Below are 21,602 nucleotides of genomic sequence, written 5' to 3'. Positions count from 1 at the left end.
AGGTTAGATTCAGGCATGAGAGACGGCAGCCACCAGGAGTCGGGACTTTCCAAGAGCGTCTGGAGCGACGCGGACTTCGTGGAGATGGGCTGGCACGACGCCACCGTCCATGGCTTGTCCGTCCAGCCGACCGACGACATCCTGCCGCGCCTCCTCTTCGACCTCGACTACATCGTCCGCTGGGTCCACCCGGTCCCGCCCGCGACGCACTTCTCGTTCTGGGTCTCCCCCGCGACACTCGTCTTCGAGGATGTCTTCGACCTTGAGGGCGACCTCGATTTCACAGGCCTGGCCCTGGATCTGGAGCTGGACGGAATTCACCGACTGGTGCCGGACGATGCCCGCGAGAACTTCGCGCACGTGCCGCTCTGGCACATCGACGGCCACGCCTTCGAGCTGAAGTTCCGTGCCTCCGGCTTCCGCCAGTACGTCCGGCGGGCGCCGAGACTCGTGTCCCGGCAGGCGCTGTCCCCTGCCGAGCGCGGGAGTTGCGCCTTCACCGAACGCGGCTTCGGCTGACCTGTGACCTTCCGGGCCGACACGACCTGAGACGTCCGGGCCCCGAGCGCGTACAACTGGAGCGGAGCAGGCGGAACCGGGGCGGGAACGGCGGCGGGTGGGTGCGTGGTGATGCTGAGACATGTGGGCAACGGGGACCGGCAGACGGTTCCCGTACCGGCGGGCGAGGACATCGACGCGGCGCTGGCCGGGCGGATCCAGGCGGGATGGCGCGCGACCGGCGCCGCGGAGCCCCCGTCCACGGTGCGCGGCACCGTGCCCCCGGCGCTGCTGCACACCCCCGACGGGCAGGGCTGCGTCCTGTTCCCCGCGCCGGGGTACGCCCTGATCACCGGTACGCCCGCCTTCCTGTCCGCCGCGGTGAGCGAGGGCGTGGACGCGGCGCGGGGCCGTTTCGCCCGGTACGCGCGGCACGTCGAGGGCCGCTGGCCCCATCTGCGGGAGGTCGCGGCGGCGTACCCGCCCGCGCACCACGCCTGGGCGTCCCCCGCCGAGGCCGCGCCGGGCAGCGCGGTGGCCCAACTCCTCGCGCTTCTCGACGCGTTCACCGAGGGCCGGTGCGGCGCGACGGAGTTCGAGCACGGCTGGTGGGCGGCGCGCAGGGCGTCGCGGGCCGCGGGCGAACGGACCCGGGGCGCGCTCGCCGACCTCCTCGACCGGGTCTTCGTGCTGCTGGAGGACTACGTCGAGGACCACGTGGAGGACCTCGCCGAGGGCGACGCCGGTGGCCGCGCCGCCGCGCTGAGCGACGAGGAGCTGCGCTGCGTGCTCCACGGCGGTTCGGCCGGGGACGCCGCGGCCGAACACTTCTGGGAGACCCTGCGGGAACGCTGCGCCACCCGCGTCCACCGCACCGACCTGGACGACGAGACCCGCCTGCGGTGGGCGGCCCTGACCGTCGGCGCGATCCGCGCCAGGCCCGCCGCGACACCGGACGACGCGCTGAAGCAGGCCGCCGACCTGGCCCGCACCCGGGCCACCATGATCCGCGTCTTCGGCCCGTCCGCGACGGACCCCGACCGCGATCCGCGCGAGGTGCTCCGCGCCGCGCTCACGTCGACCGGCGCCGTGCTCCCCGACGTACGCGCGCGCACCGCCGACTGGCGCTCGCTGCCGCGCCCGCAGATGCTGCGCCTGCGCCGCGTCAAGAGCCTCCTCGGCCCGCTCAAGGGCCTGGAGACCCATCTCGACCGGGGCGATCCGCTGCGCGGGGAGGCCGAGGCGTGGCTGGCGCTCCTCCCCGCGCTGCCGTGACCGACCCGGCACCGGAGGAAGGCGCCACCGGAAGAAGGCGCTAGAAGAAATCGGACCAGGGCACGTCCCAGATCTGCTTCACGCACAGCGCCACGAACAGCAGTCCCGCGATCGCGAGCATGCCGTTGCTCAGCCACCCGTTGCGCCAACTCACCGGTGTGCGGCTGGAGTTCAGCAGCCAGATCAGGGTCAGCGCCAGGAACGGCATGAACGCGGCGCCCAGCACCCCGTAGAGGATCACCAGGCGGAACGGCTGGCCCTGGAAGAGCAGGACGATCGGCGGGAAGGTCAGCCACAGCAGGTAAGCACGGAACGGCCAGCCCTTCTCGCGGTCGCCGCGCGCCACCTCCTCGCCCGTGACGCGCGCGCTGCGGTAGCGCTCCACGAAGTCCGCGAACATCAGGCTGACGCCGTGCCACACGCCGATGAGCGAGGTGAACGACGTGGCGAAGAAGCCGACCAGGAAGAGCTTCGCCGTCACCGTGCCGTACTCGGCCTCCAGGATCTTCGTGAGGTCGAGAAGTCCCTTGTCGCCGCTGGCGATCGACGTGTGCGAGGCGTGCAGGAGCTCCGCGCCGACGAAGAGCATCGCCACGACGAAGACGCCCGTCGTGATGTACGCGACCCGGTTGTCGAGCCGCATCACCTTCATCCAGGACGTGTTCGTCCAGCCCTTCGCGTTGACCCAGTAGCCGTACGCGGCGAGCGTGATCGTGCCGCCGACGCCGCCGATCAGGCCGAGGGTGTTGAGGACCGAGTCCTTCTCGTCGGGCAGCACCGGGAGCAGGCCCGCGAAGGCGTCACCGAGGTTCGGGGTGACCCGGATCGCCAGGTAGACCGTGACGGCGAACATGACGCCCACCAGGACCGTCATGACCTTCTCGAAGACGTCGTACCGGTTGAACCAGACGAAGGCCATGCCGACCAGACCGCAGATGATCGCCCACGGCTTGATCGACCAGTCCGCCGGGAACACGTCGGGGAAGAGCGCCTGGAGCGGCAGCGCGCTCGACGACATCGCCGCCGCGCCGTAGACGAAGCCCCAGATCACCACGTAGACGACGAAGAAGTACGTCGTCCAGCGGCCGAGGCTCGCCCAGCCGTCGAAGAGGGTGCGGCCGGTGGCCAGGTGCCAGCGGCCCGCCGCCTCGGCCAGGCTGATCTTGACGACGCAGCCGATGACCGCGGCCCACAGCAGGGTGTAGCCGAAGTTGCTGCCCGCGACGAGCGTCGCGACGAGGTCGCCCGCGCCGACGCCCGTCGCGGCGACCACGATGCCGGGGCCGATGTACTTCCAGCTCGACTTGCGCGGGTGGGAGTCGGAGGTGGTGGGGGTACCGGTTCCTGAGGTGCCAGTGGTGTCCGCCATGAACACCAAGGGTGCGTAAAGCGGCCCGGCTGGCAAGAGGTACGTCAGGAACTGGTGCCGCCCGTACCGCCCCTCAGTCCTCGAAGTACGCGTCCAGCGCCTTGTCGAGGGTCTCCGTCCACTCGTTGAGGCGCGACTTGTCGGGCGCCTCGACGTCGTTCGGGTACCAGCGGCTGTTCGGCGTGTGCACCGTCACCGTGAGGCGCTTGCGGGCCGTGCCGAACTCGACCGCGCTGATCTCGTCCCAGGTGAAGTCGGCTTCCTGGTCGTCGAGCGTGAAGCGGACGCCGGTCGCGTCGACGGTGATCGAGCCGCGCCGGTCCTTGGCCTCGAGGGTGACGTCCTCGACGCCGTCGGAGCCCTTGGGCGCCTTGGACGCCTTGGATGCCTTGGGCGCCTTGGAGTCGGCCGCCTCTTCGTCGTCGGCTTCGTCGTCGGCTTCGGGTTCGGCGTCCTTCGGCTCGGGCGCCTTCTTGTCGAGCGACGGCTTCTTCGCACCGGCCTCGTCCCGCGTCGTCACCTCCCCCGCGGTCTCGTCTGTTTCCGTGACCGTGGCCTGGGCGTCCTCGACAACCGTCTCCTTGGCGGGAGACGTCAGGCCGGGGACGAACGCCGGATCGAAACCGGCGCCGGCGACGGGCGTGACCTTCTCGTTCTCCATACGCTGCTCCACGGGCCGAAGTATGGCGGACGTCGCTGTGTCCCGTGGAGGCCGGGCGCCGATCGAAAGGAGAGGCCGGATCAGCCCAGGCCGTCCGACGCCGCGGTACTCGCCCGTCCCCGGGCAGAACACGGCACCATGAACGGACGCGTACGCGTCCCACCGCACGGCGAACCCGAGGAGAGCTCCTTGACCGACGGGGGTCCTGCGACCGGCATCGCCGCCAACTGGTACGCGGTCCACGCCCTTCGGCGCAGCGGCTTCGCCGAGCAGCCGGGGCTGCGGCGCCTGGCCGCGTTCGCGCTGCTCGTCTTCGGGGCGGCACCTTATCCGCGCGGACGTCTGTCGCGATGACGACGTCCCGTGCGACCGCCGCCGCTGTCCTGGTCGCCGTGTCGGCCGGGCTGCCGGCCGCCCGGTTCTCCTTCGACGCGGACACGTTCCGCGACTGCGCGTACCTGGGCCCCTCGGCGCGGATGTACGTCACCGCGTGGGCGGGGCCGCTGTGCAGTGCGGCCGCGCTGGTGGTCGCCGTGCGCGGCATGCGGCGCCTCAGCGGCGGGCGGGTGGTGCTCGTGTGCGGCGGCGTTCTGCTGCTCGCCGTCCAACTCCTCGCGCTGTACTGGGTGTACGCGCCGGATCCGGCCGGGGGTACGGGCTGTTCGGGGTGAGGGCGCCGGTCCGGCCGCCGCCCTCACCGCCGTCAGACGAACAGACTGACCACGGCCGCGACCGCGAACCCGGCCAGCGACAGGACCGACTCCAGGACGGTCCAGGTGCGCAGGGTGTCGCGCTCCGAGATGCCGAAGTACTTGGCGACCATCCAGAAGCCGCCGTCGTTGACGTGCGAGGCGAAGATGGAGCCCGCCGAGATCGCCATGATGACCAGCGCCACGAAGGCCTGGGAGTGGTGGCCCTCGGAGAGGAGCGGGGCCACGATGCCCGCCGTCGTCACGATCGCGACCGTCGCCGAGCCCTGGGCGACGCGCAGGACGAGGGAGATCAGGTAGGCGAGGACGATGATCGGCAGGCCCACGTTGTTGAACGTGTCGGCGAGGGCCTGCGCGATGCCGCTCGCCTTGAGGACGGCTCCGAAGACGCCGCCCGCGCCGACCACCAGCAGGATGTTGCCGACCGGCTTCAGGGACGCCGTCGACACCGTCTCCAGGGACTTGCGCGACCAGCCGCGGCGGATGCCGAGCAGGTAGTACGCCATGAGCAGGGCGATCGTCAGCGCCACGAAGGGGTGACCGAAGAACTCGATGACCGAGCGGCCCGTCGAGGGGTCGAAGGCGATCGAGGAGAACGTCGCGAGGAGGATCAGGATCAGCGGCGTACCGATGATGGTGAAGACGACGCCCAGCGAGACCGGCTTCTCGGTCGGGGTGACACCGGAGGCGCGCTGCTCCTCGGCGAGCGCGGCCTTGGCCTCCTCGGCGGCCTCGACCATGTCCTGCGGTACGGGCACGAAGATCCGCTTGCCGATCCAGGCGGCCCAGCCCCAGGCGGCGAGCACGGCCGGGATGCCGCAGACGATGCCCATGAGGATGACCCAGCCGAGGTCGACCTTGAGGAGTCCGGCGGCGGCGACGGGGCCCGGGTGCGGCGGCAGGAAGGCGTGCGTCATCGACAGGCCGGCGAGCAGCGGCATGCAGTAGAGGATGATCGACTTGCCGCCGCGCTTGGCGGCCGCGTAGACGATCGGCGCGAGGACGAAGATGCCGACGTCGAAGAAGACCGGGATACCGAAGATCAGGCCGGTCAGGCCCATCGCGAGCGGGGCGCGCTTCTCGCCGAAGAGGTTGAGCAGGCGGGAGGCCAGGACCTCGGCGCCGCCGGAGACCTCGAGCACCGCGCCGAGCATGGTGCCGAGTCCGATGATGATCGCGACGTGGCCGAGCGTGCCGCCCATGCCGGACTCGATGGTGGAGACGGCGTCGGACTTCTGGACGGTGCCGAAGAGTTCGGTGACCGAGAGTCCCGCGCCGAGGCCGACGGCTATGGAGACCGCGAGGAGCGCCACGAAGGGCTGTATGCGGGCCTTGATGATCAGGAAGAGCAGCAGCACGATGCCGAGGGCGGCGACGGTCAGCAGACCGGCCGTGCCGTCGATGATCGTGAGGATGCCGCCGGTGTGGGGAGGCGTTTCGGCTGGGGCGGCGGCCGCGAGCGGAGCGAACGGGGACATCGTTGACCTCGTAAGTGCATGGGGCTTTCAGGGCAGGGGGGATCGCGGCACGGCGCACCGCGCCGGAGGCGCTGGTGGGCCGTGCCGTGACGACGTACGGCTTGCGGGTTGTTCAGGTGGGGGCGCGGACTCAGCCGAGGACGGCGAGCGCGTCGATCTCGATGAGCAGGCCCTTGGGCAGACCGACGTAGACGGTCGTGCGGGCGGAGGCCGGGGCCTTCAGGCCCTGCTCCTCGAAGTACTCGTTGTAGATCTTGTTCATCTCGGCGAAGTGGTCGACGTCCGTCAGGTAGACGCGCATCATCATGACGTCGTCCCAGGTGGCGCCGCCCTCTTCGAGGATCGCCTTGACGTTGGCGAACGTCTGGAGGGTCTGCTCGCGCAGCGTCGGACCCGCCGGGGTCGGGGCCTGGCCCTCGACTGCCGGGAGGAAGCCGACCTGGCCGGCGACCTGAAGGAGGTTGCCCTTCTTGACGCCGTGCGAGAACTTCGCGGGCGGGGTGGTGTGGGTGGCCGGGGTGAGGGCGATCTTCTCGGTCATCGTGAACTGGCTTCCTTCATCGGGGGTTACTTCATTGGGGGGTTACCGGAGTAGTCCCGGCTGATGGCCTCCGCCGTGCGGCGCACGAGCGGGAGCAGGGTGAGGAGTTCCTCCGCGGTGACGACCACGTTCGGCGCGGAGACCGACATGGCGGCGACGACGCGGCCGTCGGCGCCGCGGATGGGCGCCCCGACGCAGTTGATGGACTCCTCGTGGCCACCGAGGTCGGTGGCCCACCCCTGTTCGCGCACCTTCTCCAACTCCCTCAGGAATGCGGGGGCGTTGGGGGTGGAACGGGGCGTGTACATGGGGTAGTCGAGCTTCTCCGCGACGGCGCGGCGCTCGGGTTCGGTGAGGTCGGCGAGGAGGAGTTTCGCGACGGCGGCGACCGTGATGGCGACGGGCTTGCCGATGCGCGAGTACATGCGGACCGGGTAGCGGCTCTCGACCTTGTCGATGTAGAGGACCTCGTGCTCCTCGTACACGGCGAGGTGGATCGTGTGCCCGCACTTCTCGTTGAGCGCGGTCAGGTGGGGGTGGGCGATCTCCCGGACGTCGAGGTTCTCCACCGCCTCCTGGGCGAGGGCGAAGAGCCGGGCCCCGAGCCGGTAGCGCTGGTCGGTCTGGCGGTACACCAGGCCGTGCTCGTGCAGCGTGCGCAGCAGGCGCAGCGCCGTGGACTTGTGCACGCCGAGCCGCTCGGCGACCTGACCCAGGTCGGCGGGGCCCTCGGCGAGCAGCGGCAGGATGCTGAGCGCGCGGTCGACGGTCTGGCTCATGGCGTACGTACCTCCTCGGCGGCCTCATGGACGGCTGAGCCGGTCGCTTCGGTCCAGCCGGGGCCGAGGTGCAGTCTCCCCCACGCGGCGGCGTCCAGGGCGACCAGGCGGTCGGCGTGGGCGCGGCTCGGGGGTGCGGCGAGGTCGCCGGGGACGGTGAGGGCGGCGGCCGCCCACAGGTGCCCGTGGCGGAGCCGGTCGGCGGCGGGCAGGCCGCGCAGGGTGGCGGAGAGGAAGCCGGCGGCGAAGGCGTCACCGGCACCGACGGCCGCGACGACGTCGACGCGCGGGGCGGGTTCTTCGTGGCGTCCGTGCTCGTCGTACGCGACGGCGCCGTCGGCGCCGCGCTTGACGACGAGGACGGCAGGCTCGGGCAGCGCGGCGCGGATCGCGTCGGGCCCGCCGGTGACGCCCCAGGCGTCCTCGGCCTCGTCCTCGCCGACGAAGACGAGGTCGGCGCGGCGGGCGAGGTCGAGCAGGACCCGCGCGTCGGCGGGGGTGCGCCACAGGCCCGGCCGGTGGTTGACGTCGAAGGAGACGGTGCCGGGCGTCGAGCCGTCGGTCAGCGCGTGCAGCAGGTCGAGGCAGTCGGCGGAGAGCGCGGCCGTGATCCCGGACAGGTGCAGCACGCGCCCGTCGCGCAGCGCGTCGAGGTCCAGGGTGGCGACGGACATCGCGGAGGCCGCGGACCCGGCGCGGTAGTAGGCGACCTCGTGCGCGTCGGAGGAACGGTCCCCGGCCGTGCGGAAGTAGATGCCGGTGGGGCGGGTGGGGTCGCGGCGTACGGCCGTGACGTCGACGCCGTACGCGCCGATGGCCTCGACCAGGTGGTCGCCGAAGCCGTCGGCGCCGACCCGGCTGACCCAGCGGGCGCGGTGTCCGCCGGCGGCCAGCACGCACGCCACGTTGGACTCGGCGCCGCCGATCCCGCGGTCGAAGGAGGGCACGTCGGCGAGGCGCCCCGGTACGCCGGGCAGGAACGTGACCATGGACTCGCCGAGCGCGACGACATCCACGGGTGTTCCTTCGGGCGTGCCATTCATCGGGCGTCCTCCTCGGGGCTGACGGCCAACGGCTCCGTTGACCCGGCGTCGGCTCGGATGTTAGACAGCAGTGAGCGACATACGCAATGACCGTTGCAGATATTGCAACAGTCCCCCTGGAGGAGGCTCCATGACCGCCAACCGCTTGGACGAGCTCGCGCAGGAACGGGTGGACTTCCGCTTCAAGGGCCTGCCGCCCGAGGCCGAGGGCGCGACAGTGGCCGACCTCGCGGCCCGCCGCCTGAACCTCTTCACGGACGGCTTCACCACTCCCGTCCTCGCCCTCTCCGCCGAGCGCCTGGAGCACAACCTCGCGCTCATGGAGACGTACGCCACCCGGCACGGCCTGGCCTTCGCCCCGCACGGCAAGACGTCGATGGCGCCGCGGCTCTTCCAGCGGCAGATCGAGCACGGGGCGTGGGGCATCACCCTCGCCGTGCCCCACCAGGTGCGCGTGGCACGGGAGTTCGGGATCGAGCGGATCTTCCTGGCGAACGAACTCGTCGACGCGGCGGCGCTGCGCTGGCTCGCGGGCGAGCTCTCCTCGGACCCCTCGTTCCGCTTCGTCTGCTACGTGGATTCCGTACGCGGCGTGGAGCTGATGCAGGCCGCTCTGTCGGCGGCGGGGGCGACCCGCCCGGTCGACGTCGTCGTGGAGCTCGGCGCCGGTGTGGGCGCGCGGACCGGCACCCGCACGGAAGCGGAGTGCGCGGCGGTCGCGGACGCGGTGGCGACGGCGGACCGGCTGCGTCTGGTCGGTGTCGCCGGGTACGAGGGCGAGGTGCCCGAGGCGGACGGCGAGCGGGTACGGGCGTGGCTGCGCCGGCTCGTGGCGCTCGCGGTGGACTTCGACACGGCGGGCCGGTTCGCGGGCCTGGACGAGATCGTGGTCAGCGCGGGCGGCAGCGCGTGGTTCGACGCGGTGGCGGACGTGTTCGCGGACGTCCCCGAACTGACGCTTCCCGTCCTGAAGTTGCTGCGCTCCGGCGCGTACGTCTCGCACGACGACGGTCACTACCGGCACCTCACCCCCTTCAACCGGGTCCCCGAGGAGGGCGCGCTGCACCCGGCGTTCCGGCTGTGGGCGCAGGTCGTCTCGCGTCCGGCGCCGGACCAGGCGTTCACGAACGCGGGCAAGCGCGACGCCGCGTACGACCTGGACCTTCCGGAGGCCCAGGTCGTGCGGGACGCCGCTACGGGCGTGATCCGTGACGCGGCCGGGGTCTCGGTGACGGGCCTCTCCGACCAGCACGGGTGGCTCCGCCTGGAAGCGGGCGCCGGTCTCGAGGTGGGCGACTGGCTCGGGATGGGCCTGTCCCACCCGTGCACGTCGTTCGACAAGTGGCAGCTGATTCCGGTGGTGGAGGCGGACGGAACGGTCGTGGACTACGTGCGGACGTTCTTCTAGGCGGGTTCGTTCGGCCGCGGATCCGCGGCCCTTCAGGGGTGCGGGGAACTGCGCGAAGCAGGACCACCGGCCCGCACCCGCCCACGCGACAGCGACCCGGCAGACGCGAGTGCGTGAGGGGCGCGGGGAACTGCGCGACCAGCCCCCACCGGACCCGCACCCACCCACCCATCAGCAACCCGGCAGACGAGAGGCTCCCCCATGGCCCTGGACCTGGTCATCAAGAACACCCGAGTGATCGACGGCACCGGCGGAGCCTCCTACCGCGCTGACGTGAAGCTCACCGAGGGCCGGATCGCCGAGATCCACCGGGAGCACGACGCCGGCCCCCGCCCGGCAGGGCCCCGCACCGTGGACGCCGACGGCCTCGCCCTGAGCCCCGGCTTCATCGACATGCACGCGCACAGCGACCTCGCGCTGCTCCGCGACCCGGACCACAGCGCGAAGGCCGCCCAGGGCGTCACCCTGGAGGTCCTCGGCCAGGACGGCCTGTCCTACGCCCCGGTCGACGACCGCACCCTGGACCAGGTCCGCCGCACCATCACCGGCTGGAACGGCGGCGGCCCCGACGACACCTCCGTGGACTTCGACTGGCGCACCGTCGGCGAGTACCTGGACCGCCTCGACCGCGGCATCGCCGTGAACGCCGCCTACCTCATCCCCCAGGGCACGGTCCGCATGTACGCGGTCGGCTGGGACGACCGCGACGCGACCGACGCCGAGCTCGACCACATGCGGCGCCTCGTCGCCGAGGGCATGGAGCAGGGCGCCGTCGGCATGTCGTCCGGCCTCACCTACACCCCCGGCATGTACGCCAAGGACGCCGAACTCACCGAACTCTGCCGCACCGTGGCCGCGTACGACGGCTACTACTGCCCCCACCACCGCAGTTACGGGGCCGGCGCGCTCGACGCGTACCGCGAGATGGTGGAGCTGACGCGCACCGCGGACTGCGCCCTCCACCTGGCCCACGCCACCATGAACTTCGGCGTGAACAAGGGCAAGGGCGTGGACCTGCTCGCCCTCCTCGACGAGGCGATCGCGTCCGGCGCCGACATCAGCCTGGACACGTACCCCTACACCCCCGGCGCCACGACGCTCGTGGCGATGCTGCCGAGCTGGGCCAACGAGGGCGGCCCGGACGCCACCCTCGCGCGGCTGCGCGACGACGCGACGTCCGAGCGCATCCGCAAGGACGTCGAGGAGGTCGGCTCCGACGGCTGTCACGGCGTACCGATCGAGTGGGACAGGATCGAGATCTCGGGGACGGTGAACCCCGAACTCGCCGACCACGTCGGCAAGACGGTCGCCGAGTCCGCCGCCGAACGCGCCGAGTCCACCTGGGCCACCGCCCGCCGTCTGCTCCTGGACGACAGCCTCGGCACGACGATCCTCCAGCACGTCGGCCACGAGGAGAACGTCCGCGCGATCATGCGGCATCCGGTGCACACCGGCGGCAGCGACGGCATCCTCCAGGGCACGAAGCCGCACCCGCGCGCGTACGGCACGTTCCCGCACTACCTCGGCCACTACGCCCGTGACCTGGGCGTCATGTCCCTGGAGGAGACGGTCGCGCACCTCACCTCGCGCCCCGCGGCCCGGCTGCGGCTGCCCGACCGCGGGCTCGTCCGCGAGGGCTACCGCGCCGACCTGGTCCTCTTCGATCCGGAGACGGTCGCGGCGGGCTCGACGTTCGCGTCACCCCGCACACTGCCGGTCGGCATCCCGCACGTCCTGATCGACGGGAAGTTCGTGATCGAGGACGGCCGCCGCACGGACGTCCTGGCGGGCAGGTCCGTACGACGCACGCCCGGCGCCGTCGGCTAGGGCCTGCCCGGCGGATCAGGTCGCATTCCGGGTGGCCCGCGCATTCCTGTGCTGGTGAGCGGTCTGTGGTGCGTGCGGCTGCAAGGCGGAGGAGGGCGTCAACGCGGAGCGTCGGCAACCGACGACAACGCCGCAGATGCGCGCACCACAGACCGCGCCCGCGACGAGATCCGCCGGACAGGCGCTCGGGCGGGGCGGTGGCGTCAGTTCGCCCCCTTGGTCGCCCCCGACCCCGGTGTGCCGTTGCCGCGGCCGGGCTTGTCGGCGGAGTTGCCCCGGGCGGGCGCGGTGCGGCCCGCCGCCGTGGCCGTCGGCGTCGCCGCGGTCGTGGTCCGTGGCGCGGAGGCGGTCGGGCTCGCGCTCCCGCCGGACGAGTCGGCCGGCTCGTCGCGCTCCGCGGCGGCCGGGCTCGCGCCGGGGTCCGCGGTGCGGGCGCCGGGGTCGGCGGAGGGCGCCGCGGAGTGCTCGGCGCGCGGCTGCTCGTGCCCGCTCCGCTCATCCTTCCCGGGCAGCGACCCGCCCGACGGGCTCGACCCGAACAGGCCGGTGACGACGGCACCGAGGAAGACGACGCAGGCCGCGCCGAGCGCGAGCCCGCCCCACCGCATCAGCCGCAGTCTGCGCCCCGACCCGTCGACGAACACGGCACCGTCACCGGGCCCGGGGGCGGGGTCGGGGTCGGGATCGGCGGGGACGGGATCGAGCCGGGCCGTGTCGTACGCGTCGGGGTAGGCGCGGGGATCCGGCGTGACCGCTTCGTTCCAGCCATGAGCCGCGGCCGGGTCGGCATAGCCGTCGTACGCGCGGGCGGACCGCTGCGGGTCGTACACGACCTCGGGGACCGCGAGGTCGTCGCCTTCGTGGGGGTGCTGCCAGGACATGGGCGCGCATTCTAAGGACTGCGGGACCCGCGCGACAGCCAACGGCGATACCGATACAAATCAGCCAACCGCCGCTCAGCGCACCCCCCGCGGCCGGAACTGCACACTGATCCGGGGCCCGGCCGCCCGCGTCGACTTCGGGATCGCGTGTTCCCAGGTCCGCTGGCAGGACCCGCCCATCACGATGAGGTCGCCGTGCCCGAGCGCCCGCCGCACGCTCGGGCCGCCCCCGCCCAGCAGCCGCAGCACCAGATCCCGCGGCGCCCCCACGGACACGATGGCCACCATCGTGTCCTCGCGCGCCCCGCGCCCGATCCGGTCCCCGTGCCAGGCGACGCTGTCCCGTCCGTCGCGGTAGAAGCAGAGCCCCGCGGTGGTGAACGGCTCCCCCAGCTCCCCCGAGTAGTGGGCGGACAGCGCGTCCCGCGCCGCACCGAGCACCGGATGCGGCAGCTCCTGCCCGGCCCCGTAGAACTTGAGCAGCCGCGGCACGTCGACGACCCGCTCGTACATCTGCCGCCGCTCGGCCTGCCACGGCACGGACCCGGCCAGCCGCTCGTACAGCTCGTCGGCGCCGCGCAGCCAGCCCGGCAGTACGTCGATCCAGGCGCCGTCCCCGAGCACGGTCCGCCGCACACCGGTGAGCGGGCCGAGCCCGATCTCCTCGGCCTGGTCGAAGAGCGATCCCTGAAGCATGGCTCCACCGTAGTACGCGATTCGAACATGTGCACGAAACACGTCGGGGGTGTCTCGCTCACGTTTTCCCGTGCCGCTTCATTCCGCTTATGGCCCTGAAACCCATCTCACGCTGCTAATTTCACGCCTTGTGATTGATTCCGTTTCTTCCGTCACCGTGAGTGAGCGCGCACACGGTTCGGCGGGCCCGACCCCACCGGCTCCCTGGCGCCCCGTCCTGCTGCGCCTCACCGATCCCCGCGACCGGGCACGCTTCGACTCCCTGCTGGCCTCCGGTTCCGTACGGGAGCTCCACGACCGCATCGAGGACCAGCTCGCCGAACTCGTGCGCTGCCTGGACCCCGGCGCCGCGCCCGACGGCCCCGCGCACGCCGCCGCCGTCGCCGACCTGCTGGCCGGGACCGAGCTCCAGCAGTACGGGAGCTGGGTCTGGTACCCGTGGTCGCGCCGGCTCGTCCACGTCCTGCCGGAACGGGAGTTCCGCCGGGTGCGCACCGACCGCAACCGCGACAAGATCACGTGCGTCGAGCAGGAGCTCCTGCTCGGCCGCCGGATCGGCGTGGTCGGCCTGTCCGTGGGCAACAGCGCCGCTCTCACCTGCGCCATGGAAGGCGTCGGAGGATCGTTCCGGCTCGCCGACTTCGACCACATCGGCCTGAGCAACCTCAACCGGCTGCGGGCCGGCGTGCACGACCTCGGCGTCGCCAAGACCGTCCTGTGCGCCCGTCAGATGTACGAGACCGACCCCTATCTCGACATCGAGCTCTGGTCCGAAGGGCTGACCGAGGACACCCTCGACGCGTTCTTCGGCGCAGACGGCTCGGACGGTGCCGCGCTCGACCTGGTGGTGGAGGAGTGCGACACCCCCTGGGTGAAGACGGCCGTGCGCGAGCACGCCCGCGTCCGCCGCGTCCCCGTCCTCATGGACGCCAACGACCGCGGCATGCTCGACGTCGAGCGCTTCGACCTGGAACCCGGCCGCCCGCTCTTCCACGGCCGCGGCGGCGGCCTCACCGCGGGCGAGGTGCGCGCCCTCGGCCCGGCCGCCACGACGGCGTACCTCCTCGACATCTGCGACGAGGCGAACCTGAGCCCCGCCATGACCGACGCCCTGCGGCGGATCGGCACCACCCTCGCCAGCTGGCCGCAGCTGGCCAGTGGTGTGGTGCTCGGCGGCGCCCTGGTCACCGACACCGCCCGGCGCGTCCTGCTCGGACACCCGGTGGCGTCGGGGCGCTACTACGTCGACCTGGAGGAACTCGTCGGCCACGCCAAGACCCCCGCGACCGTCGGAGCGACCCCGTGAACCATCTCCCCGAACTCCACGGCCACCGGCTCTGGCTGCGCGAGCTGCGTCCCACCGACCTCGGCCCGTTCGAACGCATCCACACGCACCGGGCCCTGACCCGCTATCTCGGCGTCGACCGCATGGACCCCCGCCAGGCCCAGGACGCCTTCGTGCAGGCCCTGACCCAGCCGCACTCCCATCCCCGCCGCAAGCACACCCTGGCCGTGTGCGCGCCGGGCGACGACACCATGGTCGGCACCATGGGCCTGCTCCTGGAGGAGTACGGCCGCAACGCCATGCTCACCAGCCTCGTCCTGCTGCCGGACGCCCCGTTGCGCGGCCACGGCCACGAGGCGGGCCGGCTGCTCATGGCCCACGGCTTCGGCCGGCTCGGCCTGCACCGGATCTGGGCCGGCCACCGCGCCGACCACACGCGGATGCGGGACATCATGCTCGCGGCCGGGCTGCGCCCCGAGGCCACGCTGCGCCAGCTGTTCCACACCCAGGGGACCTGGCACGACGTCACGACGTACGCGGCGCTCGCCCCCGAGTGGATCGCGCAGGCGACCCCCGCCGAGCGGGCCATCCTCGACGGCGCGGCCACCCCGCTCACCCACGCCTGAGAGGCCCGGGCCACGTCATCTCCCGTGCGGGGGCGGTGACGTGGCCCGTCACGTGGCCCATCTCACCCGCGTCCGCGACCAACCTCATCAAAGCCCCGCCGACCGCCCCACCCCGCATTCCGAAGACGTCCGGCACCCGGTGCCACCGCATCCGAAACCGGGCCGGTCACGGGCCGCCCAGGAGGCCGTAAAGAAAGCGCGGCCGCGCGAAACACCGCCGTAAAGTCGGACCATGCAGCTCATCCAGTCGACCAAGCTCTCCAACGTCTGCTACGAGATCCGGGGCCCGGTTCTCGAGGAGGCGATGCGGCTGGAAGCGGCAGGCCACCGCATCCTCAAGCTCAACACCGGCAACCCGGCGGCGTTCGGCTTCGACTGCCCGCCCGAGATCCTCGAGGACATGCTCCGCAACCTCGGCGACGCCCACGGCTACGGCGACGCCAAGGGCCTGCTCTCCGCCCGGCGCGCGGTGATGATGCACTACCAGACCCTCGGCGTGGAGACCGACGTCGAGCACGTCTTCATCGGCAACGGCGTCTCCGAGCTCATCGTGATGGCGATGCAGGGGCTCCTCGACGACGGCGACGAGGTCCTCGTCCCGGCCCCGGACTACCCGCTGTGGACCGCGGCGGTCTCCCTCTCCGGCGGCACCGCCGTCCACTACCGCTGCGACGAACAGGCCGACTGGATGCCGGACCTGGCCGACGTCGAGCGCAAGGTGACCGACCGCACCAAGGCGATCGTCATCATCAACCCCAACAACCCCACCGGGGCCGTATACAGCGACGAGATGCTGCGCGGCCTCACCGACATCGCGCGCCGCCACAACCTCCTCGTCTGCTCCGACGAGATCTACGACAAGATCCTCTACGACGACGCGACACACACCCCGACGGCGGCCATCGCCCCCGACCTGATGACGCTCACCTTCAACGGCATGTCGAAGGCGTACCGCGTCGCCGGTTACCGCGTCGGCTGGATGGCGATCTCGGGCCCGCGCGCGCACGCGCAGTCGTACATCGAGGGCCTCACGATCCTCGCGAACATGCGCCTGTGCGCGAACATGCCGGGCCAGCACGGCGTCGTCGCGGCGCTGAGCGGCCGCCAGACGATCAAGGATCTGGTGCTGCCGGGCGGCCGCCTGAAGGAACAGCGGGACGTGGCGTACGACCTGCTCACCCAGATCCCGGGCGTCACGTGCGTCAAGCCCAAGGGTGCGCTCTACCTCTTCCCGCGCCTGGACCCCAAGGTCTTCAAGGTCAAGGACGACCGGCAGATGGTGCTCGACCTGCTGCGCGCGGAGAAGATCATGGTCGTCCACGGCACCGGTTTCAACTGGCCCGAGCCCGACCACTTCCGCGTCGTCACGCTGCCCTCGGCCCAGCAGCTCACGGAGGCGGTGACCCGCATCGGGAACTTCCTGGACGGCTACAGCCAGCCGTGACACGCGGACCGGGTCGCTACTTTGGACAAGTTCTAACTTAGACAGTTTCCAAGGTACGATGAAGGCCAAGCCACGCACCCCCCGCTGCCTGGAGGCCTCCATGTACGAGCCGATCCGCACCAAGTCGGTCCACACGTTGGCGGCCGACCCCAGCGACTTCCCGCACCGCTCCCGCGAGGAGGAGCTGGACATCCAGCTCGCCGGGCACCTGTCCGCCCTGCTCGCGGTGACCGACGAGCTGCGGCAGCTCTCGCCGAGCATGGAGCTGGACGAGGCGGCGGAGGCACTGGCCACGCAGGTCGCCCGCCTCCGGGGCGGTCATCCCCCGGTGCGGTCCGCGGTGGCCGCCGCCATCCACGAGCCGCACATCGCCGGCCTGCACCAGCGGGCACACGCCCTCGCCGGCCGCGCCCTGGTGGTCGCCGCGTCCCGCGCGGACACCGCCGCCGCGATCCTGGCGGCGCAGCGCATGGAGGCGCATACGCTCGTCGCGGCTTAGGGGCGCGGGCACGACCAAGCCCCCGCACGCCGTTGTGCGGGGGCTTGATCAGGTCCGGGCTAGCCGAGGCGGTCCACCAGTTTGCGGTACTCGTCCCACAGCTCCTTCGGCGTGTGATCGCCGAAGGTGTTGAGGTGCTCGGGTACCAGCGCAGCCTCCTCGCGCCAGACCTCCTTGTCGACGGTGAGCAGGAACTCCAGGTCGGCGTCGGCCAGTTGGAGGCCGTCGGTGTCCAGGGAGCCCTTGGCCGGAAGAATGCCGATCGGGGTCTCGACACCTTCCGCCCGGCCGTCGAGGCGGTCCACGATCCACTTCAGGACGCGGGAGTTCTCACCGAACCCGGGCCACACGAAGCGCCCGTTCGCGTCCTTGCGGAACCAGTTGACGTAGTAGATCTTCGGGAGCTTGGACGCGCCCCCTTCCTTGCGCGCGGCGACCTCCCCGACCTTCACCCAGTGGGCCATGTAGTCGCCCATGTTGTAGCCGCAGAACGGCAGCATCGCGAACGGGTCGCGGCGCAGCTCGCCGACCTTGCCCTCGGCGGCGGCGGTCTTCTCGGAGGCCACGTTCGCGCCGAGGAAGACGCCGTGGTTCCAGTCGAACGACTCGGTGACCAGCGGGACGGCCGAGGCACGGCGGCCGCCGAAGAGGATCGCCGAGATCGGCACGCCCTTCGGGTCCTCCCACTCGGGCGCGATGATCGGGCACTGCGCGGCGGGGGTGGTGAAGCGGGCGTTGGGGTGCGCGGCCGGGACACCTGACTCCGGTGTCCAGGAGTTGCCCTTCCAGTCCGTCAGGTGGGCCGGAGTCTCCTCCGTCATGCCCTCCCACCAGATGTCGTTGTCGTCGGTGAGCGCGACGTTGGTGAAGACCGAGTTGCCCCACAGGGTCTTCATCGCGTTGGCGTTGGTGTGCTCGCCGGTGCCGGGCGCGACGCCGAAGAAGCCGGCCTCGGGGTTGATCGCGTAGAGGCGGCCGTCCTCGCCGAACCGCATCCAGGCGATGTCGTCACCGATCGTCTCGACGGTCCAGCCGGAGATCGTGGGCTCCAGCATCGCCAGGTTGGTCTTGCCGCACGCGGAGGGGAAGGCCGCGGCGACGTACTTCGACTCGCCCTGCGGCGGGGTCAGCTTGAGGATGAGCATGTGCTCGGCCAGCCAGCCCTCGTCCCGCGCCATCACCGAGGCGATGCGCAGCGCGTAGCACTTCTTGCCCAGCAGGGCGTTGCCGCCGTACCCGGAGCCGTAGGACCAGATCTCGCGGCTCTCGGGGAAGTGCGAGATGTACTTCGTGGAGTTGCACGGCCACGGCACGTCCGCCTCGTCCGGCGCCAGCGGAGCGCCCAGGGTGTGCACGGCCTTGACGAAGAAGCCGTCCTCGCCGAGTTCGTCCAGGACCGGCTGACCCATCCGGGTCATGGTGCGCATGGAGACGGCGACGTAGGCCGAGTCGGTGATCTCGACACCGATCGCGGAGAGCGGCGAGCCGAGCGGGCCCATGCAGAACGGGACGACGTACATCGTGCGACCGCGCATCGAACCGCGGAAGACGCCCTTCTCCCCCTGGAAGATCTCCCGCATCTCGGCGGGGGCCTTCCAGTGGTTCGTCGGGCCCGCGTCCGCCTCCTTCTCGGAGCAGATGAACGTCCGGTCCTCGACCCGCGCGACATCGGTCGGGTCGGAAGCGGCGTAGTAGGAGTTGGGGCGCTTGATCGGGTCGAGCTTCTTGAACGTTCCCTTGGCGACGAGTTCGTCCGCGAGCCGCTCGTACTCGGCTTCGGAGCCGTCGCACCAGACCACGCTGTCCGGCTGCGTCAGATCGGCGATCTCGTTGACCCACGAGATCAGTTCCTGGTGGTTGGTCGGGAGGGTGCCCAGGGCGGGAGCCGCGATGTCGCGCGCCACGATCGCTCCTAAATGAGGGTGTTGAGTTGGTTGCCCCGTGGGGGCTGCGACCCGGACGCTGCGCCTCCCGTCCACTGTGTCTCTCAGTGAGCGCTCATCCGGTGCCGACCGCACTCATTTGATCATCCGACCGTTTCGCCCATCTGTCCAGGGGGCCTCACAGGTGAGCGACGTGAGCATCACCACTCCGACCGGATGGCCGACAGAGGCTTAAGGATCGATGAATTCGGGTTCCCCCCAGGCCGGATCCGGGGGTTGGCCCTATCGGCCACTTACGGTCCCGTAGGTACGATGCCGGGCATGAGCGTCGCCGCAGAGCAGTCCGAAACCTCCGCCGTACTCGTGGACTCGTCCCCACTGAAGCCGAGACTGCGCGGCTGGCTGCACGCCGGCATGTTCCCCGCCGTGCTCATCTCCGGCCTGGTGCTGACCGCCCTCGCGGACTCCACGCGCGGCCGGGTCGCCTGCGGGATCTTCGTCCTGACGGCCTGCCTGCTGTTCGGGGTGAGCGCGCTCTACCACCGGGGCAACTGGGGGCCGCGCGCGGACGGCGTGCTGCGCCGGCTCGATCACGCCAACATCTTCCTGATCATCGCGGGCACGTACACGCCGCTGGCGATGCTGCTGATGCCCGGCGCCAAGGGTGACGCGCTGCTGTGGGGGATCTGGGCGGCGGCCGCGGCGGGCATCATCTTCCGGGTCTTCTGGGTCGGCGCCCCGCGCTGGCTCTACACCCCCTGCTACATCGCGATGGGCTGGGCGGCGGTCTTCTTCCTGCCCGACTTCCTGCGGACCGGCGGCGTCGCGGTGCTCGTCCTGGTGGTCGTGGGCGGGCTGCTCTACAGCGCGGGCGGCGTGATCTACGGCATCAAGCGCCCGAACCCGTCGCCGCGCTGGTTCGGCTTCCACGAGGTCTTCCACTCGCTCACGCTCGCGGCGTTCGTCGTGCACTACGTCGGCATCTCGCTGGTGGCGTACCAGCACGGCTGACCCGCCACACGCCACCCACCCCAAGGCCGCGGCTCACCAGCCGCGGCCTTTTCGCGATCCCGAAAGACACTCGCCATTGACAGGCACTAGCAACTGACAGCTACTCTCATTTCATGGTCACTGTCACTCGGCAAGTGGAGTCGCGCCCGGATCCCCGGCGCTGGTGGGCCCTCGGGGCCCTGGTCGCGAGCATGCTGGTGCTCGGTTTCGACATGACGATCCTCAACGTGGCGCTGCCGACGATCGCCGAGGACCTCGGCGCCACCACCGGTCAGCAGCAGTGGATGGCGGACGCGTACATCGTGGTGTTCGCCGCCCTGATGCTCCCGGCCGGACTGCTCGGCGACCGGTTCGGACGGCGCCGGATGCTCATCGCCGGGCTCGGCGTCTTCCTCGCCGCGTCCGTCGTGGGCGCCTTCGCCGGCGACGTGAACCGGGTGATCGCCGCCCGCGCCCTGATGGGGGTCGGCGGGGCGTTCGTGATGCCGCTCGCCATCTCCGTACTGCCCTCGCTGTTCCCGCGCGAGGAGCAGACCAAGGCCATCGGCATGATCTCGGCGGCCTCCGCGCTCGGCATGCCGCTCGGCCCGATCATCGGCGGCTGGCTGCTGAACCACTTCTGGTGGGGCTCGGTCTTCGTCCTGAACGTGCCGATGGTCGCCATCGGCATCGTCGCCTGCCTGCTCCTGCTCCCCGAGAGCCGGGACCCGGCCTCGCCCAAGGTCGACGTCGTCTCCACGGTGCTCACCGCGCTCGGCCTCGGCAGCCTCATCTACGCGATCATCGAGGGCCCCGCGAAGGGCTGGAGCGACACCGTCGTCATCGGCGGATTCGCCGCGGCCGTCGCCCTGATCGGCGCGCTCGTGCTGCGCGAGCGGCGCGGCGAGCGCCCCATGCTCGACCTCACGCTCCTGGGCAACCGCACCTTCCTCAGCAACACCCTCGCGGCGACGCTCGGCATGTTCGTGCTGTCGGGCCTGATGTTCCTGCTGCCGCAGTACCTGCAGGCCGTGCTCGGCACCGACCCGCTCGGCACCGACCCGCTCGGCACCGGCGTCCGGATGATCCCGATGATGGGCGGCATGCTGGTCGCGGCGAAGCTGGCACAGCCGCTGGTCGTGAAGTTCGGGGCGCGATCGGTGATCGTCGTGGCGCTCGTGGTGCTCGCCTTCGCCGCGTTCCTCGGGGCGCGCACCACCGTCGACTCGGGGTACGGGTTCACGGCGCTGTGGCTGTCGATCGCCGGGATCGGCGTCGCGTTCGCGATGATCCCCGCGATGGGCGGTGCCCTCGGCGCGCTCGCCAAGGACCAGGCCGGCCGCGGCTCCGGACTGCTGAGCACCGTGCGCCAGACGGGCAGCGCGCTCGGGGTCGCCCTGCTCGGCGCCCTCGTCGTCGGCGCGTACACGGACCGGCTCAGCACCGCGGGCCTGCCGGGCCCGGCGGCGGACGCGGCCCGCGACTCGGTGATCGGCGCCCATGTGGTGGCCGGGCAGCTGGGCGACCGGGCGCTCGCGGCGTCGGCGAACTCCGCGTACGTGCACGGCATGGACGTCGCCCTGGTCGTCATCGGGATCGTCGCGCTCGCCGCGGCCCTGCTCGCCGCGGCCCTGATGCCCGGATCGGTGAAAGCCGCCCCTGTCCTCGACCCGGAGGTGGCCCCGATCAGCGCGGATGCCTGACAATGA

General features: G+C 71.5%; 21 protein-coding genes. 12 read left to right on the top strand and 9 right to left on the bottom strand.

Going from position 1 to position 21,602, the window contains the following annotated elements:
- Window positions 1-15: 15 nt before the first annotated feature.
- The gene (locus B072_RS0111715) at window positions 16-519 is read left to right on the top strand and encodes a hypothetical protein (protein ID WP_018530134.1); all 504 of its coding nucleotides are present in this window, start codon (window positions 16-18) and stop codon (window positions 517-519) included.
- A gap of 111 nt (window positions 520-630) precedes the next feature.
- The gene (locus B072_RS45500; RefSeq protein WP_158689183.1) at window positions 631-1,773 is read left to right on the top strand and encodes a hypothetical protein; all 1,143 of its coding nucleotides are present in this window, start codon (window positions 631-633) and stop codon (window positions 1,771-1,773) included.
- Window positions 1,774-1,813: 40 nt separating this feature from the next.
- On the opposite strand, the gene B072_RS0111705 is transcribed toward B072_RS45500, so the two are convergent.
- Both B072_RS0111705 and B072_RS0111700 read right to left on the bottom strand, forming a co-directional pair.
- The gene (locus B072_RS0111705) at window positions 1,814-3,142 is read right to left on the bottom strand and encodes an Nramp family divalent metal transporter (RefSeq protein WP_026245721.1); all 1,329 of its coding nucleotides are present in this window, start codon (window positions 3,140-3,142) and stop codon (window positions 1,814-1,816) included.
- 73 nt (window positions 3,143-3,215) lie between these two features.
- Window positions 3,216-3,815: a hypothetical protein gene (locus B072_RS0111700; protein WP_026245720.1), complete on the bottom strand. Its 600-nt coding sequence runs from the start codon at window positions 3,813-3,815 to the stop codon at window positions 3,216-3,218.
- Window positions 3,816-3,992: 177 nt separating this feature from the next.
- On the opposite strand from B072_RS0111700, the gene B072_RS48105 reads away from it, so the two are divergent.
- Together B072_RS48105 and B072_RS0111690 are read left to right on the top strand one after the other, a co-directional pair.
- On the top strand, window positions 3,993-4,157 hold the full coding sequence (locus tag B072_RS48105) for a hypothetical protein (RefSeq protein ID WP_018530130.1): 165 nt from the start codon (window positions 3,993-3,995) through the stop codon (window positions 4,155-4,157).
- A complete protein-coding gene (locus tag B072_RS0111690) occupies window positions 4,154-4,474 on the top strand; it encodes a hypothetical protein (RefSeq protein WP_018530129.1) in 321 nt (106 codons plus the stop codon). Before B072_RS48105 ends, B072_RS0111690 begins: the two co-directional genes overlap by 4 nt.
- Before the next feature lie 32 nt (window positions 4,475-4,506).
- Here B072_RS0111690 and B072_RS0111685 read toward each other — a convergent pair whose 3' ends face one another.
- The 4 genes from B072_RS0111685 to B072_RS0111670 form a co-directional block, all read right to left on the bottom strand.
- On the bottom strand, window positions 4,507-5,991 hold the full coding sequence (locus tag B072_RS0111685; RefSeq protein ID WP_018530128.1) for a GntP family permease: 1,485 nt from the start codon (window positions 5,989-5,991) through the stop codon (window positions 4,507-4,509).
- Between the two features lie 130 nt (window positions 5,992-6,121).
- On the bottom strand, window positions 6,122-6,532 hold the full coding sequence (locus tag B072_RS0111680) for a RidA family protein (protein WP_018530127.1): 411 nt from the start codon (window positions 6,530-6,532) through the stop codon (window positions 6,122-6,124).
- Between the two features lie 26 nt (window positions 6,533-6,558).
- Window positions 6,559-7,311, bottom strand: a complete 753-nt coding sequence (locus B072_RS0111675; RefSeq protein WP_018530126.1) for an IclR family transcriptional regulator — start codon at window positions 7,309-7,311, stop codon at window positions 6,559-6,561.
- Window positions 7,308-8,354 carry a sugar kinase gene (locus tag B072_RS0111670; protein WP_026245719.1) on the bottom strand — a complete coding sequence of 349 codons (1,047 nt, stop codon included), beginning with the start codon at window positions 8,352-8,354 and terminating at the stop codon, window positions 7,308-7,310. Before B072_RS0111670 ends, B072_RS0111675 begins: the two co-directional genes overlap by 4 nt.
- A 130-nt stretch (window positions 8,355-8,484) precedes the next feature.
- Between B072_RS0111670 and B072_RS0111665 the strand changes: the two genes are divergently transcribed.
- Window positions 8,485-9,762 (top strand): amino acid deaminase, encoded by a 1,278-nt coding sequence (locus B072_RS0111665; protein WP_018530124.1) that lies wholly within the window; start codon window positions 8,485-8,487, stop codon window positions 9,760-9,762.
- Window positions 9,763-9,969: 207 nt separating this feature from the next.
- Window positions 9,970-11,589: an N-acyl-D-amino-acid deacylase family protein gene (locus tag B072_RS0111660; protein ID WP_026245718.1), complete on the top strand. Its 1,620-nt coding sequence runs from the start codon at window positions 9,970-9,972 to the stop codon at window positions 11,587-11,589.
- A 203-nt stretch (window positions 11,590-11,792) separates the two neighbouring features.
- Here the strand turns inward: B072_RS0111660 and B072_RS48100 are convergent, their stop codons facing one another.
- Window positions 11,793-12,470 carry a hypothetical protein gene (locus B072_RS48100; protein WP_018530122.1) on the bottom strand — a complete coding sequence of 226 codons (678 nt, stop codon included), beginning with the start codon at window positions 12,468-12,470 and terminating at the stop codon, window positions 11,793-11,795.
- Window positions 12,471-12,545: 75 nt separating this feature from the next.
- Complete coding sequence (locus B072_RS0111650; RefSeq protein WP_018530121.1) at window positions 12,546-13,166, bottom strand: alpha-ketoglutarate-dependent dioxygenase AlkB; 621 nt, start codon at window positions 13,164-13,166, stop codon at window positions 12,546-12,548.
- A 157-nt stretch (window positions 13,167-13,323) separates the two neighbouring features.
- Between B072_RS0111650 and B072_RS0111645 the strand changes: the two genes are divergently transcribed.
- The 4 genes from B072_RS0111645 to B072_RS0111625 all read left to right on the top strand — a co-directional run bounded on the left by B072_RS0111645 (window position 13,324) and on the right by B072_RS0111625 (window position 17,020).
- Window positions 13,324-14,472, top strand: coding sequence for a ThiF family adenylyltransferase (locus tag B072_RS0111645; protein ID WP_018530120.1), 1,149 nt, complete (start codon window positions 13,324-13,326; stop codon window positions 14,470-14,472).
- Window positions 14,469-15,077, top strand: a complete 609-nt coding sequence (locus B072_RS0111640; RefSeq protein ID WP_018530119.1) for a GNAT family N-acetyltransferase — start codon at window positions 14,469-14,471, stop codon at window positions 15,075-15,077. The genes B072_RS0111645 and B072_RS0111640 overlap by 4 nt, the downstream gene beginning before the upstream one ends.
- Window positions 15,078-15,309: 232 nt before the next feature.
- On the top strand, window positions 15,310-16,521 hold the full coding sequence (locus tag B072_RS0111630) for a pyridoxal phosphate-dependent aminotransferase (protein WP_018530117.1): 1,212 nt from the start codon (window positions 15,310-15,312) through the stop codon (window positions 16,519-16,521).
- A 100-nt stretch (window positions 16,522-16,621) separates the two neighbouring features.
- Complete coding sequence (locus B072_RS0111625) at window positions 16,622-17,020, top strand: hypothetical protein (protein WP_026245717.1); 399 nt, start codon at window positions 16,622-16,624, stop codon at window positions 17,018-17,020.
- 59 nt (window positions 17,021-17,079) lie between these two features.
- Here B072_RS0111625 and B072_RS0111620 read toward each other — a convergent pair whose 3' ends face one another.
- Window positions 17,080-18,924, bottom strand: coding sequence for a phosphoenolpyruvate carboxykinase (GTP) (locus B072_RS0111620; protein ID WP_018530115.1), 1,845 nt, complete (start codon window positions 18,922-18,924; stop codon window positions 17,080-17,082).
- Between the two features lie 300 nt (window positions 18,925-19,224).
- On the opposite strand from B072_RS0111620, the gene trhA reads away from it, so the two are divergent.
- Both trhA and B072_RS0111610 read left to right on the top strand, forming a co-directional pair.
- Window positions 19,225-19,914 carry a PAQR family membrane homeostasis protein TrhA gene (gene trhA, locus B072_RS0111615; RefSeq protein ID WP_018530114.1) on the top strand — a complete coding sequence of 230 codons (690 nt, stop codon included), beginning with the start codon at window positions 19,225-19,227 and terminating at the stop codon, window positions 19,912-19,914.
- Between the two features lie 113 nt (window positions 19,915-20,027).
- Window positions 20,028-21,596 carry a DHA2 family efflux MFS transporter permease subunit gene (locus B072_RS0111610; protein WP_026245716.1) on the top strand — a complete coding sequence of 523 codons (1,569 nt, stop codon included), beginning with the start codon at window positions 20,028-20,030 and terminating at the stop codon, window positions 21,594-21,596.
- Window positions 21,597-21,602: the final 6 nt, after the last annotated feature.

Source organism: Streptomyces sp. HmicA12 (assembly GCF_000373565.1).
In the GTDB taxonomy this organism is placed as follows: Bacteria; Actinomycetota; Actinomycetes; order Streptomycetales; family Streptomycetaceae; genus Streptomyces.
The sequence above is the reverse complement of the archived record's forward strand: the minus strand, read 5'-3'. Positions and strand labels throughout refer to the sequence as shown.